Genomic DNA, 15054 nt, shown 5'->3' on the forward strand with positions numbered 1-15054 from the left:
TGTAAAAGCACAGCGCGACAAGCCGTGCGCGACGTTTTCGGTCGCAGCACGGCGCGCGTTTTTCGGGGGAAGCATGACAAGTACCACCTTGATGGCCATGTTCACCAACCTGGGTGACGTGGCGGTGACCATTCCGGTCGCGGCGGGATGCGCGATCTGGCTGCGGGCAACGGACAAGCGCGAGGCGCTGGTCTGGATTGCATCGCTTGGCGCCGCGCTGGCGCTGGTCGGGATCAACAAGATTCTCTATGCGGGCTGCGGCATCGAAGTCCGATCGCTCGATTTTCGCGTGATCAGTGGCCATACCATGCTGACATCGGCGGTATGGGGCGTGACGTTCGGATTGCTGGCCGGGAGTTGGCGCGCGGGCTGGTACGGGCTTGGCGCCGCGGCAGGGTTGGCGCTCGGCGCGCTGATCGGGTTCTGCCGGGTCGTACAGGATGCACACACGCCCATTGAGGTCGTTGCCGGATGGTTCCTCGGCAGCGGCGTTGCGCTGTTTTTCCTGCGGCGCTTTTTCGGTCAGCCGCGCAAGATGACAGGGTCGATATTCGCGGGGCTCGGGCTGCTGGTTGTATCGACGATTGCTTACGGGCATCACGCCCCGATTCAGCAAATCCTGGTCGCTTACTCGCCGTGGTTATGCCGGTGGTTCGATTTCTGATTCTGTCCGGACTTTGCTCGCACCGGTCCATTCGATGATGCGAGCCGCGTCCTATTCAAGCACAGTCAGTTCCGCCTGTTCGATCTGCTCGGGCACGGGCGCCGGCATCAGCTCCGCCATGCATTCACGCAGATAAGCCTCGAAACCCTCCCGCACCTCCGGGTGTTGCAACGCGAGTTGCACGGTCGCCTTCAGATATCCGAGCTTGCTGCCGCAATCAAAGCGCGTGCCGTAATAACGGTAAGCGAGCACCTGTTCGGCTGAAAGCAATGACGCGATGGCATCGGTCAGTTGAATCTCGCCGCCGCTTCCTGGCGGCGTCTCGCGCAGATGCGAGAAGATCCCGGGCATGAATACGTAGCGTCCGACCACGCCGAGATTCGATGGCGCCAGCGCCGGCTGCGGCTTCTCCACGATGCCCGACAACTTGATGATGTCCTCCTCCCACTCGCGCCCTTCTATCACGCCGTAGGACGCGCTATCGATGCGGTTGATGCGCTCCACGCCGATCACCGAGCTATGGTAATGATTGAAGACATCGACGAGCTGCTTCATCACCGGCTCCTTGCTGTGGAGCAGATCATCCGCGAGGATGACGGCGAACGGGTTGTCGCCAATCAGCTTCTCGGCGCACAACACCGCATGTCCCAGGCCGAGCGCGTTCGGCTGGCGGACATAAAAACAATCCACGTTCGCAGGCTTGATCTTGCGGACGACGTCGAGGAGCGCCTGCTTGCCGCGCGCTTCGAGCTCCGCCTCGATCTCGTACGATTTATCGAAGTGATCCTCGATCGCACGTTTGCTACGGCCCGTCACGAAGATCATTTCCGTGATGCCGGCGGCAATCGCCTCTTCGACGGCGTACTGGATCAGCGGTTTATCGACGACGGGCAGCATCTCCTTCGGGCTCGCCTTGGTGGCGGGCAGGAAACGCGTTCCAAGTCCGGCGACAGGAAATACGGCTTTGGTGACTTTCAGCATCGCGCGCTTCCCAAATGAATTATTTTATTGAGGCACGAACAGCCGTTCGTGCGGTTTCGTACATACGCATTGCCGATGACCGTGGTTATCCACGAAGAATCCGCTTTGATTCAACAACCCGCTCCAGCTCGGTCGTTTCAATCGAGCACTATTCGATGTCCTCAGCCTGCGGAAAACGGATGCCTGATGCATTCATCTTCGACATCGGATCGTTGCGCAGCGCGTCTCTGTACGCCGAGACCGCGGCGAGGACCAATAAAACAGCAATACCAGCGAGTGCGTGCATGTCCATGGCGTTACCCTGTTTTCGAATGGTTTGAAATGAAGTTATCAGAAAAAAAACGGCAAATAATTGCCGCCGTTTCCAGCCGAATTAATTCGTTACCTTTCGAACAGACCCCGACGAGTTTTTTCCCGATCATGCGCAGTACGAGGTGTTTCCAGGCGGTTGCCGCGCATATTTTTCCATTATTTGCGGGACTAACATGACACTCACGACACCTACTGAGTGAGCGCGTCCCAAAGGCGCCGTAGGCCCGGCATTGACCGGTCCCGCTTATATGAACGAAACATCGCGGACATGAGGTTTTTAATGAGCGACTCCTCCCTGCTCGATCCGGCGGCTTCTTCCCTGCAGTTATCGCCGGAGCGGGTAGCCACGGTCAGCGTGGAAGACAAGGACATCGCCATCAATGCGTGGCGCGGTTTCGCCGCGCTCCTGGTCGCGTATTTTCATTGCCGCCAGATCACGTGGATCGGCATCCAGCAGTTTCACAAGACGGCTGCAGGCTTCGATCTCAACACGCTTTTCAGCTATCTCACCTTTCCAATTGCGTGGGGCTCGGCCGGTGTGCCGATCTTCTTTGTGATCAGCGGCTACTGCATTCATCGTGGAACGGCGCGCAAGCTGCTCACCAACCCGTCCGCACCCTTCGATACCGGCAATTTCCTCATGCGCCGGTTCGCGCGGATTTACCCGGTGCTGCTCGCGGCGCTCGTGCTGACGTATGTGCTCGATTCGTGGAGCCGCGGCTTTTCGCCGGTTAGCCCGAAGATCGGGACGCTTGACCTGCATTTGTTTATCGTCAATCTGCTTTCGCTGCAGGGTGTAGCAGGCGGGACATTCGGGTCGAACGGCGCGCTGTGGACGCTGTCGCTCGAGGTGCAGTTCTATCTTGTGTATCCGCTCTTGATTGCGCTACGCCGGCGGATCGGCATGAAGGCGGTGCTGGCGAGTGTGGGCGTGGTCAACGTGGTGTCCGCGCTCGTGTTCGAGCGTCACGAGATCATCTTGTTTGCGTCGTACTGGTTCTCGTGGACGCTCGGCGCGTGGATCGCCGAAGCGAAGGCCGCGCCGGATGCGGTCAAGTTGACGAAGGGATCGTGGAAACTGCTGGGTGCGGCACTCGTGGTTGCGTTGGCTGGATGTGCCGCGTTCCAGGTTGCGCAGTATCTGGCGTTCCAGCTTTGGGCAGTGGCGTTCGCGCTGTATCTGTATCAGGTACTCGATAAACCCATGCGAAATTCGTTGCCCGTACGGGGATTTTCATGGCTCGGCGAGTTCAGCTTCTCGCTGTATATCGTGCATATTCCGATTCTGATTTTCCTTGGATCGCTGCTGTTCCGCTCGACACTGCAGACCGCGATCTGGCCGTCGTTCGTGTTCATGATCGTGCCGGTGGCGGTGGGGTTCGTGTTTTATATGCTTGTAGAACGGCCTGCCATGCATTGGTCGGCAAGTTTTAAGCGGAGGTAGGTGAAGGGCGGTGAGGCCGTTGCCAAACAGCGCACGGATGTTTATAAACGACCAGCCGACCGCCGCTCAACGGATGACGCCGTTTCGGTTTGGCTACTGCGCAAGCCGATCAAATCACGGATTTACTTGTCGTCATCCACATCGCCGGCTTGTTTGAAGCGCCGTGCTTCCAGCTCCAGCCGCGTCTTGGCTAACTCTTTAGCCAGCAGCTTTTCGTCAGGCAATACGGTCTGGTACTCTGCGGCCAGCACTTTGTTCGGCAGGCCTTCGAGCGCGTAACGAGCTTCTGCCGCGCCTTTTTCGGCGCAGAGAATCAAGCCTACGGGTGGATTTTCTCCAGGCTTCATCCAATGTTCGCGCGCGTAGTTGAGGTACAGGTGCATTTGGCCGGCATCGGCATATCCAAATTTGCCGACCTTGAGGTCAATCACCAGCAGGCACTTGAGATGACGATGGAAGAAAAGCAGATCGACGCGGAACCAGGTGTCGTCGATGCGTAGCCGGCGCTGACGGCCTACAAACGCGAAGTCATCGCCCAATTCCAGCAGAAAGTCGGCCAGGTGCTGGATTAATGCGTCTTCCAAGTCGGATTCGGAGTATTCGTCCTTGAGATTGAGAAATTCCAGAACGAAGGGGTCTTTGATCGCCTGCTCGGGTGTAAGGGCGTCGCCTGGTTTGACCACCTCGCTTTTTTCCAGCATGGCAGCCTTGTTGCGGGATAAAGCCGTGCGTTCGTAAAACTGGCTGCCAATTTGTCGATCAAGCTGGCGTACCGACCACCCTCCACGCAGAGTTTCAGCTTCGTAGAAGGTCCGAGCCTGCTCACTTTTGACCGAAAGCAGACGCACATAGGCCGACCAAGGCAGGGGAAAGGCATTTGCAACGGTGAATAAGTCAACTACGTTACGCCGCAGGGAATCTGACGTTTTTGTGCTGAAAGAAACCGCAGACGGTATCTGCGGATTTTGATGTCCGCTCAATTTCGCAGACACTGTCTGCGAAATTCGCTCCGTCGGCCAAGCCTGGTAGAACGAGCGCATTTGCTCTAGGTTGCGCGCGGAGAAGCCGCGGCCGAATCGGGTAGACAAGTCGGCGGATAGTCGCTTGATCAGCGCGTCGCCGTATGCCGCCCGATCCTGCCCGCGTTGTTCGAACTCGACGACGCGTCTGCCAATCTCCCAGTAACTGGCAGTCATCAGCGCATTGACGCTGCGTGCGGCAGCGAGACGTGTACTTTCCAGCAAAGCCACGATATCGCCGTGGATGCCGACATAATCGGAATGCGAGGAAACGAGATCGGTCATACCGTGGTCTCGTTTTTCAACGTCGAGTTTCGGCGCAGCGAACGCTTCCCGCTTCTCACCGCGTCATTGTTCCTGTTCTCGATCACCTCTGCCTCCTCGCCCACTGTCCATAGCCTCTCGCACGCTAATCAGTTCAGGACGACGGCTTCGATGAAGTCGTGCCTGAAGCAGACGCACCTAACCCCGCGCAGCACCGGCACATTGTACCGGCGACACCCGCAGGCGATGCGCTACCGTTGGCAACGCTTAGCGTTTTCGAACAGTCCGGTAGGCGAGCTTTTTGCAACTCATCCCCGCTTCGACCTTCCCCTCCCGGCAACATCCGACAGGATCTTCTGCACGCTTTCTACATACCGCTCCGTGCCGAAGCGGTTGATCGCGTTTGCATAACCCTGCTCGACCAGGCGGCCGCGCAAGTCCGCATCGGCGGACAGCTCGCCAAGCACGCCCGCCAGTTCAGTCACATCTCCCGGCGTGCACAGGATGCCGTTCTCGCGATTCGTCACGATATCCACCACACCGCCGGCACGCGCGGCCACGACCGGCCGCTTCGCCAGCATGCCTTCGATGATCACGCGACCGAACGGCTCCGGACTGATCGACGTATGCGCGATGACATCGACTGCTTTCATGCACGCCGCAATGTCATGCTGGAACCCCAGAAAATGCACGCGATCCCCAATCCCGTGCTCAAGCACATAAGCCCGCAATTCCGCCTCGTAAGCATCCTCGCCAAAGAGGGCGGCGCCTACCAGCACGGCGTGCATGTCGGGCGCCTCCAGCAGCGCCTCGAGCAACACGTGCTGCCCTTTCCAGCGCGCGAGCCGGCTGAACGATCCGACCAGAAACGCATCCTGCGGCAAACCAAAACGCGAGCGCAATTCATGTTGCGCGACCGCTTCGAGTTCCGTGAACGGCTCGGCTGAAACGCCGTTGAACACCACATCCAGACGCTCTTCTTTCATCCGCGTCAACGCGGTAAGCGCGACCGCCGACGCAGTCGAATTGGCGATCACACGTTCCAGCATCAGCTTCGTGCACCACTTGATGATGGTGAGCTGCGTCTTGCCGAAATGCTCGGGGCTGACGATATCGCGAAGATGCCACACGACCGGCCGCCGTGAGATCAGGCCCGCGATTGCGCCAACGACCATCGCGCGCTGAGTGTTCACATAGATTACGTCGGAGTTGCGGGATTTTTCCAGCGTGCCGCGCACGAGTCCCATCACGCCGCCGATCATGCCGGCACTCGGCCGTTTCATGCCGCTGTCCTTGCTCACGCCGCCGAGCGCGGCGCCATCGAGCACGTCGACCTTGATGCCGACCGCTTCCAATGCAATGCGAAACGGACCGTCATCGAAGAGAACTGTCTCGTTGTTGCCGCGCATGTTCTTCATGACCTCGAGCAGCGATAATTCCGCGCCGCCGAGCACGCCGCTTTGATCGACTGCGAGTACGCGCATGCCATCGGCGGCTTCGTTGTCTTCGTCCTGCTTCGGCGTTGTCGTCTTGACCTTGCGCACGAGGGGAACCGGCGGCAACGCCGGCGGTGGCAGCGTGAACTGCGGTGCGACGCTTTGCACGTAGGCGCGCAGGTTATCGCGGAAATGCCTCACCGAAAAACGCTCGGCATTCGCGCGGCAATCCGCAGGTTCGATCTTCACCGCGCCGAGCTCGAAGCCATCGACGGCATCGATGATCGATTCGGTCGTTTGTTCATCGAAGAAGAGGCCCGTCGGACATGCGTTCGAACTGTCGAGCACGGTTTCCAGCGCACCGCCCTTCCCGTAAGCAATCACGGGCGTTCCGCACGCCTGCGCCTCGACCACCGAGATGCCGAAGTCTTCTTCGGCCGCAAACACGAACGCCTTCGCGCGACGCATCTTGTCCTGCAAGACCGCGAACGGCTGATATCCCATGATCTCGATGTTCGCGGTCGCCTTCGCTCGGATCTTGCGCATGTCGGGACCATCGCCGATCACCACCAGCTTGCGCTCGGGCATCTTTGCAAACGCCTCGACGATCAAGTCGATCTTCTTGTACGGCACCATGCGCGACGCGGTCAGATAGAAGTCCTCTTTCACCTCGCAAAGCTGGAATGCATCGACATCTACCGGCGGAAAGATCACATGCGAATCGCGGTGATACACCTTGTTGATCCGACGCGAAATGAACTCCGAATTCGCGATGAAATGATCCACCGAATTCGACGTCCGGATATCCCAGTTGCGCATGTAGTGCAGCACAAGACGCGCGAGTCCCGACTTGATGCCGACCGTGAGGTTGGATTGCTGCAGATACTGATGCTGCAGGTCCCACGCATAGCGGATGGGCGAATGCACGTAGCTCACGTGGATCTGATCCGGACCGGTGAGGATGCCCTTCGCAACCGCATGGCTGCTCGAGATCACGAGGTCGTAACCGGAGACATCGAGTTGCTCGATGGCAAGCGGCATCAACGGCAAGTACGATCGATACCGCTTCTTCGCCTGCGGCAACTTCTGGATGAACGACGTGGTGACCTGCTTGCCGCGCATCCACGCTCGCTCCTCCATGAAGTCGACCACGCTGAACAGATCGGCTTCCGGAAAGCAGATAAGGATCTGTTCGAGCACCTTCTCGGCGCCCGCAAACGCGACGAGCCAGTCGTGCACGATCGCTACGCGCGGTATCCGCTTTGCAACCCGTGCGCGATGCTTTGGCGGCGCATCCATCACGGAAGGCGGATTCACATCAGTGCGGTCAGCGTGATCCTGAACCGGGTCGATGAGCACTTCATCGAGATCATGTCTCATGCGCCACTCCTCACCTCAAACCGTGGATTTCACGCGTCGTTTCAGACGCGTACTCAACTCGCGAACGAAGCTGCGCGCCATGGAGCGCAGCGCGGGTCGCGTCAACAGGGAACAGCCGGCATTGAGGCCTGCAATAACGAACGCCGCGGCAATTGACTGCAACGGGTATTCAATTGGATCGATGAGGTAAGCGACACCGAGTCCCGCAACAAGAAACGCGAGGTGCAGGAGCATGTCGGCGGCGATTGGCCGGGCGTTGACGCGTGAGATCCACAGCAGCAGACCGTAGTCGACGAGCGAACGCGCGACGACCACGCTCGCCGCGCCGATGGGACCGAAGTGCGCAATACCGAACCACAGCGCCGTCACGAAGAACGGCAGTTGCACGAGGCCGATGCGCGCGGCTGTAGCGGGATTGATCTGCGACTGGATCATGATGCGTGTGACGCTTGCCTGCCCGACAAGCCACACGCCGATGATCAGGATCCGGCCAACGGGTGCGCTCGCGATGGCGATTTCCTGCCCGACCCACAGATGCAGAAACGGTGCGAGCACGAGCATCACGAACAACGCGATCGGTGTGAACACTCCGTTCAGGAACTCGAGCGACTGGCGGACCATTGCATCGGCGTGATCGCGCTTGATTGCCGACAGCCGCGGAAACAACGTGCGCACCAGCGAATTCGGCAACATGTTCAAACGCGTGACGAGGTTCTGCGGCACCGTGTAGTAGGTGACGAACCGCGCGCCGAGATTTGCGCCGAGAAGGATGCGATCGAGCGAATCGGTGATCATGCTGGAGATGGTTGCAACCAGCATCCATCCGCCGAACTTGAACAAACCGCCGGCCACGCCAAGTTGCGGCCATTCGATGCGTTTGATGTCGAGCACCTTGATGCTCGCGCGGGCAAGCAGCACGACCGCGATAACACGGGCGACCACGGCGGCGGCAAGCACCGTCTGCAAGTTCGGCGCGATCTTCCATGCAGCGGCGAGCGGCAACAACTGGAAGAGGAACGTGCCGATTGTCTGGTTCGTGTTGTAGATACCGAAGCGTTCGACGCCGTTGATGGCGCCCGCGCATACCCATGAAACGTTTGCGATGGGGATGGCGAGCGCGAGCCACGGAAGCGCGTGATAGACCTCGCGCTGCATGTACGGGGATGTGTGTGCCACGTAGGCCGTGTAGGCGAATGCGCCGAAGTAGATCAGCGCTCCGCCGATGATTCCCGTGCCCAGGTTGAGCCAGATGGCGCTCCAGAAAACGCGCGAGCGGGCTTCGGGGTCGTTTGCTGCGTGCGCCTTCGAAATTTGATGCTGCGCGGCCATGCCCATGCCGAGATCGAGAATGCCGAAGTAGCCGATAAGCGTCCAGACGAGGCTGATGACGCCATAGCGTTCGACACCTACGAGATGGATGTAGGCAGGTACGGTGATCAGGGAGACGAAGGTGGGCAGCACCAGTCCCGAGAAGTTGATCGCCATGTTTTTGATTAACGATTTTTCCATCGGGGGCGGGTCGTTGGCTGTTGGTTTTAGGAGGTTTTTGGGTGTTGTGGGGCGGGGTTAATGCCGGGTTGTTGCTCTTAATTTTTTCTCGGGTTTCTCGTTAGTAATCCTCTTTATCGCCGTTAGCCATTGTGCGTGGCGGCACTTCATTTCTTTTTCCAACGGCGAAAAAGAAACGAAGCAAAGAAAACGCCTCTCAACCGCTAATTCTTAAGTGTCCCGAGCGTGCACGTTTATCTGTTTGGTACTTCAGAAGCACGCTCGACGCCGGACTTCAGAACACTTGAAACCCTCCCCCTCCGTCAACGGCAACCCACACGCTTCGCCACCAGTGTGGGAATCCACTAATCAGGCTTCCGCGCTTACGCGCGCCGGCGCCCAAACCGAAGGGTCGGCTGTACTAGTTCCGTTGTGTGCCGTGCTTGCCGGCCCCCCGGCGGCGAGGTCTTGGGCAAGTTCAAATGCTGTAGAGCCGTTATGAGTTGAACGGTTGTTATGCGTTGCGCAGGTTTCCGTATTGACTGCCACAATTACTGGTGGCGAAGCGTGTGGGTATCCGTGTTCGGAGGGGGAGGTTTTCAACTGTTCGGGGTTATGGCGGTAACCGTTCTTCTGAAGTACCAAACAGTTCAAAACTGCACGCTCGGGACACTTATGTGCCGTCGTTTGAAAGGCGTTTTCTTTGCTTCGTTTCTTTTTCGCCGTTGGAAAAAGAAATGAAGTGCCGCCACGCACAGTGGCTAATAGTGCTAAAGAGAACGACTAACAATGAACGCGCGCAGACTCAGAAAGCAGCAACCCGGCACCAACCCCACCCCACACTTCCACCCCCCCAGAGACCCTTACGGTCTCCACCTGTACATCATCACCTTCCCCCGCGCATCCTCTTCTACAAAAATCAAATACTCACCATTAGCCTGCCGGCTAGCACTAATCCCATTCGGCACATCAACCCACCCAGACGCACCCCCCACTTCCGGCCCCGGCTTGATCACTCCAACTTCACGCCCCGTATCCTTCTCATACACATGAACCATCCCGACCGGCTCTATCGAAAAGAGATACTTGCCCTCCACCGTCAGCCCGATCGTGGTCGCAAGCGGCTTGCTCTTCGTATCCCACGGCAACGCAATCGAATAACGCTGCTTTGGCGTGTCCGAAGACCAACGGTCATAGCGCACCAGGCGTCGACCCACTTCCTTCCAGTACCCACGATCAAACGGCTCGTCGGCGGTGTATCCCGTCAGGTACATCGTGTCGGTATCGGCCTCGTATATGGCGCGCTTCACCACGTTGAACGACGCAGGCATCGGATAGTTTTGCGCGTTGTTGTACGTGTAAAGCGGATTGCCTACCTTGTCCACACCGCCATACCTGAAGCGATTGATGCCGCTCGAATCGCTCGTGTGCCAGATGTCACCCTTGGTGTCGACCCACCATCCCCAACCGCCCGGATTGGGCAGCATCGCGCTGTTCGACTCGAACTCGTTCGGCTCGAAGCGGCCGTTGCCGTTGTCATCGCGCCAGATCCAGTCGCCGCCAGCCGGATGATTCGGGATGTTCGCGGCGCCACGTTCGCGACCAGCGAAATACCCCGAAGGAATGGCCAGTTCACCATCGCGCTTTGCATCGAACCGATAAATCTTCAGGTGATCCGAATACATGTCGGTCAGATACAGGAACGTCCGGCCGTCGAGCTTGCGGGCGATCGGCTGGCCCGGCCAGTCATCCACGCTGAAACTCGGGTCCTCGGGATACTTGAAACGCCCCGATAGAAACCCCGCGTACTTCCATTCCTGTCCCACCGGTTTCGATAAATCCAGTTCAAAACGCTTGTTGCCGGTGTACACGCTGTTCGGCCGCGACGGATCCATCCACGCGCCGTCCACGAACAACAAGCCCTGCACTTCCCATAACTGCTTGCCATCTGGCGCGTAGCTTTCGAGCGTGGCGCCAAGCCCCGCGCCCGTCGACCCCTGGCGCACGCCAATGCCGTTCGTCGATACATAGATGTTGCCCGCCGCGTCGGCGCCCACGCCCGTCAGTCCATTGAAACGCTGCGGGCCAGGCTTGCCCGCGACGCCAGAGAAAATTCCGCCTCGCTCACCCAGCGCGCCCGTCTCGCGATACTTGTTCGCCCCGCCATCGCGCGTAAAAATCAACACCTGTTGACGTGGGCCGTTGTCTGCGACCAGCAAACGCCCTTGCGTATCGACAGCGACATCTACTGCATCCGTGCCGGTCGCGAACGCCGGCGCATCGTCGATCACCGCACCCGCCGGCGTGTAATGCGCGAGCCGCGCCTTTGCGCCTTGCGTGTTGGTCAGCGCCCAAAGCGTGCCGTCCTTCGCGAGCGCGAGACGCCCCGGTTGCGGCGCGCTCCAGTTGCTCTTTTGCTGCATCGTTTCGGCGTCGTACACTTCGATGCGATTCGCCGATGTGTTCGCGACATATAACAACGCATCGGTCGCCGCCAACCCGCCCACGTCCTGCCTGAACTCGGCCTTCGGTGCGCCCCGCTTCTCATCCGGCGCCTCGTTGACCATCAGGAACGCGGCCGCAAGCTGGGCGTGCCCGTCGGCTTTATCGGCGGCGAGGCTCGCCTGGAATGTGGCGGGCCGCTTCATATCGGCAAGTTCACGGCGCGACACGCCGAACCACTGCTTGCCCTTCGGCGGCCATACACCCGGCTTCGACAGACCGCCGCGTTCATTGCCTACGGCGACCGCCACAAACACATAGCGCTTGTTGATCGCTATTGCGTTGCCGCCGTAATGGCCCCAGCCGTGTGTGCCATCGGCTCTGCCGAGCACCTTGCCGTTCTTGTAGACACTGACCTCGGCGCCGCTCTCGTCCCACGGCGAGTTGGTGAACACGCGGCCGTCCGGGGCCACGGCGATCGCGGTGATGTTGATCTGCGTCCATGCGCCATCGCCGAAACCGAACGTGTTGCCAATCCAGGATGTGCGCGCCTGCAGCACCGTCGCCGGCGCCACGTACGCCGGATATGCCGGAGCCGCTGCCGCCACGCCAAGCGCACCCACCACTACGAACCGCGAAACAACAACTGAAAAACGATGCAAAGTGCGAAGCAAGAGGTTTTCTCCATCTGAGAGCGGCCGGCTCTGCTCGATCGGCCAATGGAGCAGTAGAGGCGTCACGGCCGTTACTCGGGTTAATCAAGCCTACCGTTCAAATATTGCAAAAAAATCTGAAATAAATGGAAGGTGAAATGAGAACTGGTGGGTCGGAATTCCGGTCCGACTTATTTTGTTCAAAAAAATTGTTTCGAAAAGTAATAGCGCGCTTGACTCAGGGCGCTTACAAAACGCCGTTGGATGCCATGACAAGCAAGGGGCCACCAAATATTTCCATAATTGTTTCGCCATAGAATTAATGACGATTTTGCGCGATTTATCTGTGCGGCCCGCATCGGAACGGTGGAGATCACGCGCGGGAGCTTCACATTCCAAAACCGCTCAACCCGATTTCAACGAGTTTTCCAGCCGTTTCCCGGCGCGAGCCCCACTGCCGCTGCAGCGAATAATCCGGTTTGTTCTGTCCCCTTGCGTAATGACCCGCATGTTAAAATTCTCGGCTGAATCGATGCGAAAAATGGCCCCGGCACCTCGTTGGCGCGCAGCACGAAGCTTGCTTACCAATAACTTGCTCAAGGGTCGCCATGTCGGAATGGCGCAAACAGAAGGCGCTGCAATCCACCCGCGACATGATCGCCGCACATACCAAGCGCAATGAACGACACAAAACATCCTGATGGCGGCAAGAAGCGTCGCCGCGCTCTCATCACGGGTCTTTCGGGATTCACCGGACGCCACATGGCTGAGCGTCTGCTGGACGAAGGCTACGACGTGTGGGGCACGACCTCGCCGGCATCGGAAGCCGATGTACCGGGGACGACCGGCGTGCCGGTCGATCTCCTGGATCTCGACGCCGTGCGCGCTTGCGTGTCCGACGCGAATCCGGACGTCGTCGTGCATCTGGCCGGTCTTGCGCACGTTACCGGCAATCCGCCGACACAAAGTTATCTCGTCAACATCATGGGATCGCGCAATCTGCTCGATGCCCTTGCGCTCCTCGATAAAAAACCTCGTGCGGTGCTGATGGCGAGCACATCGAATGTGTATGGCAACGCGAACGTGGAAGTCATCGACGAGAACGTGCCGCTCAATCCCGGCAACGACTACGCAGTCAGCAAGCTCGCCATGGAGAACATGGCGCGTTTATGGCTCGACCGCCTGCCTATTTTCTTTACGCGGCCGTTCAACTACACGGGAGTCGGCCAGGGCGAAGATTTCCTGTTGCCCAAGATCGTCAATCACCACGCGCGCCACGAACAAAAAATGTCGCTGGGTAACCTCGCGGTGAGCCGTGATTTTTCCGATGTCCGCGATGTCGTCGAGGTCTACACGCAATTGATCGAAAAAGCGCCCGTGGGCGAAGCGTTCAACACGTGTTCCGGTATCGGCCATTCGCTTGGTGAAATCCTCGGCATGATGCGCCGTATCGCGGGGTACGAAATCGAGGTGTTCGTCGACCCTCGCTTCATGCGCCGCAATGAGATTGCGAAGCTCGTTGGTTCGAATGTCAAGTTGCGTCGTGCGATTGGCCGCGTGCCGATTACGCCGATCTACGACACGCTCGAGTGGATGTACAACCACGCGCGTGCAAAATTTGAAAGCGCGGCGACCGTCAAGACGTAACGTGCCCGTTCCTGACTTGCCCGTTAGGCGGCGAGTGGTCTGCAAGCCGCGTCTGGCCGGCAAGCGGATCGTCCGCAGGCACTTGCAGCGATGATTGGCGCCTATACACCTCTGCTATCCATTCAATAAACACTTTCACGCGACGCGGCTGATGCCGGTTGGCCGCGTAAAGAATGGACACGATCCGCGGGTACGATGGATACGCCTGCAGCACCTCGCGCAGGTCCCCGCTTTCCACATACGATGTCAGCGTGTAGCCCGACGCCTGGATCAGTCCAAGTCCTTTCAAGCCACATTCCACGTACGATTCGGCGTCGTTCACGGCGAGCATCGCCTTGAGTGGAACGGTGCGCGTTTCCCCGTCCACGACGAATTCCCATGGCCTGACGCGTCCCGTCTTGCTTACCAGATAGTCCACACAATAATGATTCTCGAGATCCTCGAGCGTCTTCGGTTCGCCGTATTTCTCGATATACGATGGCGCCGCGACCGTGATTTGCGAATATCGTCCGATGGTCTTCGCGACCAGGCCAATATCGCCGACAGCGCCTACGCGGATCACGCAATCGACACCGGCTTCGATGATGTCGACTTGTTTATCGGTGAGACTCATTTCTACCCGGATATCCGGGTAGGCCGCGAAAAATTCCGGCAGCGCGCCGATGATCGTGCTTTTCGCCATGAGAGCTGGCAGGCTGACGCGCACGGTCCCTTTCGGGCTGAGTTTCGAGCGTGAGAGCACGGATTCCATGTCATCGACTTCGCCGAGGACGCGCACGCAGCGCTCGTAATAGATTTCGCCGTCTTCGGTGATGCTGATGCTGCGCGTGGTGCGGTTGAGCAGGCGCGCGCCGAGGTGAGCTTCGAGGGCTTGCACGGTGCGTGAGACGCTGGCGGCGGGAAGGCGCAAGGCATCGGCGGCCTTCGAGAAGCTGCCGCTCTCGACGACACGGACGAAGACTTTCATCGCTAGGAAACGGTCCATGGATGGGGGTTCCAGGCTAGAGGTTATACGGGGAGGCGCTGGGCGCGCGGGCCCTGAAAGATGAATATTACGATGGAAATGGGAATGGGGCGTTGGATGGGCGGGGCGGGGGTGGGGCGGGGGTGGGGCGGGGTAGCGGTCGGGGGTGATGCCGGGTTGTTGCTCTTCAGGTCTTCGCGCGTTCCGTTCTAGCTGATTTTTTTCGCACTATTAGCCACTGTCCGTGGCGGGACTTCATTTCTTTTTCCAACGGCGAAAAAGAAACGAAGCAAAGAAAACGCCTCTCAACCGCTAATTCTTAAGTGTCCCGAGCGTGCGGTTTTGAACTGTTTGGTACTT

General features: G+C 58.8%; 10 protein-coding genes. 3 read left to right on the forward strand and 7 right to left on the reverse strand.

The genetic code is table 11. From position 1 onward, the window contains the following. Window positions 1–73 precede the first annotated feature (73 nt). Complete coding sequence (locus tag AXG89_RS01995; protein ID WP_172811945.1) at window positions 74–664, forward strand: phosphatase PAP2 family protein; 591 nt, start codon at window positions 74–76, stop codon at window positions 662–664. Window positions 665–715: 51 nt separating this feature from the next. Here AXG89_RS01995 and galU read toward each other — a convergent pair whose 3' ends face one another. Together galU and AXG89_RS41955 are read right to left on the reverse strand one after the other, a co-directional pair. Continuing rightward, entirely contained in the window at window positions 716–1645 is a 930-nt protein-coding gene (galU, locus tag AXG89_RS02000; RefSeq protein WP_062167451.1) for a UTP--glucose-1-phosphate uridylyltransferase GalU, read from the reverse strand. Window positions 1646–1793: 148 nt separating this feature from the next. Continuing rightward, window positions 1794–1937: a hypothetical protein gene (locus tag AXG89_RS41955; RefSeq protein ID WP_162915992.1), complete on the reverse strand. Its 144-nt coding sequence runs from the start codon at window positions 1935–1937 to the stop codon at window positions 1794–1796. 300 nt (window positions 1938–2237) lie between these two features. On the opposite strand from AXG89_RS41955, the gene AXG89_RS02005 reads away from it, so the two are divergent. Further along, window positions 2238–3401: an acyltransferase family protein gene (locus AXG89_RS02005; protein WP_062167453.1), complete on the forward strand. Its 1164-nt coding sequence runs from the start codon at window positions 2238–2240 to the stop codon at window positions 3399–3401. Window positions 3402–3523: 122 nt separating this feature from the next. Here the strand turns inward: AXG89_RS02005 and AXG89_RS02010 are convergent, their stop codons facing one another. The 4 genes from AXG89_RS02010 to AXG89_RS02025 form a co-directional block, all read right to left on the reverse strand. Further along, window positions 3524–4705: a PDDEXK nuclease domain-containing protein gene (locus tag AXG89_RS02010; protein WP_062167455.1), complete on the reverse strand. Its 1182-nt coding sequence runs from the start codon at window positions 4703–4705 to the stop codon at window positions 3524–3526. 287 nt (window positions 4706–4992) lie between these two features. Beyond that, window positions 4993–7500 carry a glycosyltransferase family 4 protein gene (locus AXG89_RS02015; protein ID WP_062167457.1) on the reverse strand — a complete coding sequence of 836 codons (2508 nt, stop codon included), beginning with the start codon at window positions 7498–7500 and terminating at the stop codon, window positions 4993–4995. Window positions 7501–7515: 15 nt separating this feature from the next. Beyond that, complete coding sequence (locus AXG89_RS02020; protein ID WP_062167459.1) at window positions 7516–9009, reverse strand: oligosaccharide flippase family protein; 1494 nt, start codon at window positions 9007–9009, stop codon at window positions 7516–7518. Between the two features lie 842 nt (window positions 9010–9851). Then, on the reverse strand, window positions 9852–12092 hold the full coding sequence (locus tag AXG89_RS02025) for a hypothetical protein (protein WP_062170211.1): 2241 nt from the start codon (window positions 12090–12092) through the stop codon (window positions 9852–9854). Between the two features lie 669 nt (window positions 12093–12761). Here AXG89_RS02025 and AXG89_RS02030 point away from each other — a divergent pair. Beyond that, window positions 12762–13730 (forward strand): GDP-mannose 4,6-dehydratase, encoded by a 969-nt coding sequence (locus AXG89_RS02030; RefSeq protein ID WP_062167461.1) that lies wholly within the window; start codon window positions 12762–12764, stop codon window positions 13728–13730. On the opposite strand, the gene AXG89_RS02035 is transcribed toward AXG89_RS02030, so the two are convergent. Then, the gene (locus AXG89_RS02035; RefSeq protein ID WP_082771314.1) at window positions 13720–14715 is read right to left on the reverse strand and encodes a LysR family transcriptional regulator; all 996 of its coding nucleotides are present in this window, start codon (window positions 14713–14715) and stop codon (window positions 13720–13722) included. The two genes, AXG89_RS02030 and AXG89_RS02035, sit on opposite strands and share 11 nt — an antisense overlap. Window positions 14716–15054: the final 339 nt, after the last annotated feature.

The sequence above is a fragment of the Burkholderia sp. PAMC 26561 genome, from assembly GCF_001557535.2.
GTDB lineage: Bacteria > Pseudomonadota > Gammaproteobacteria > Burkholderiales > Burkholderiaceae > Caballeronia.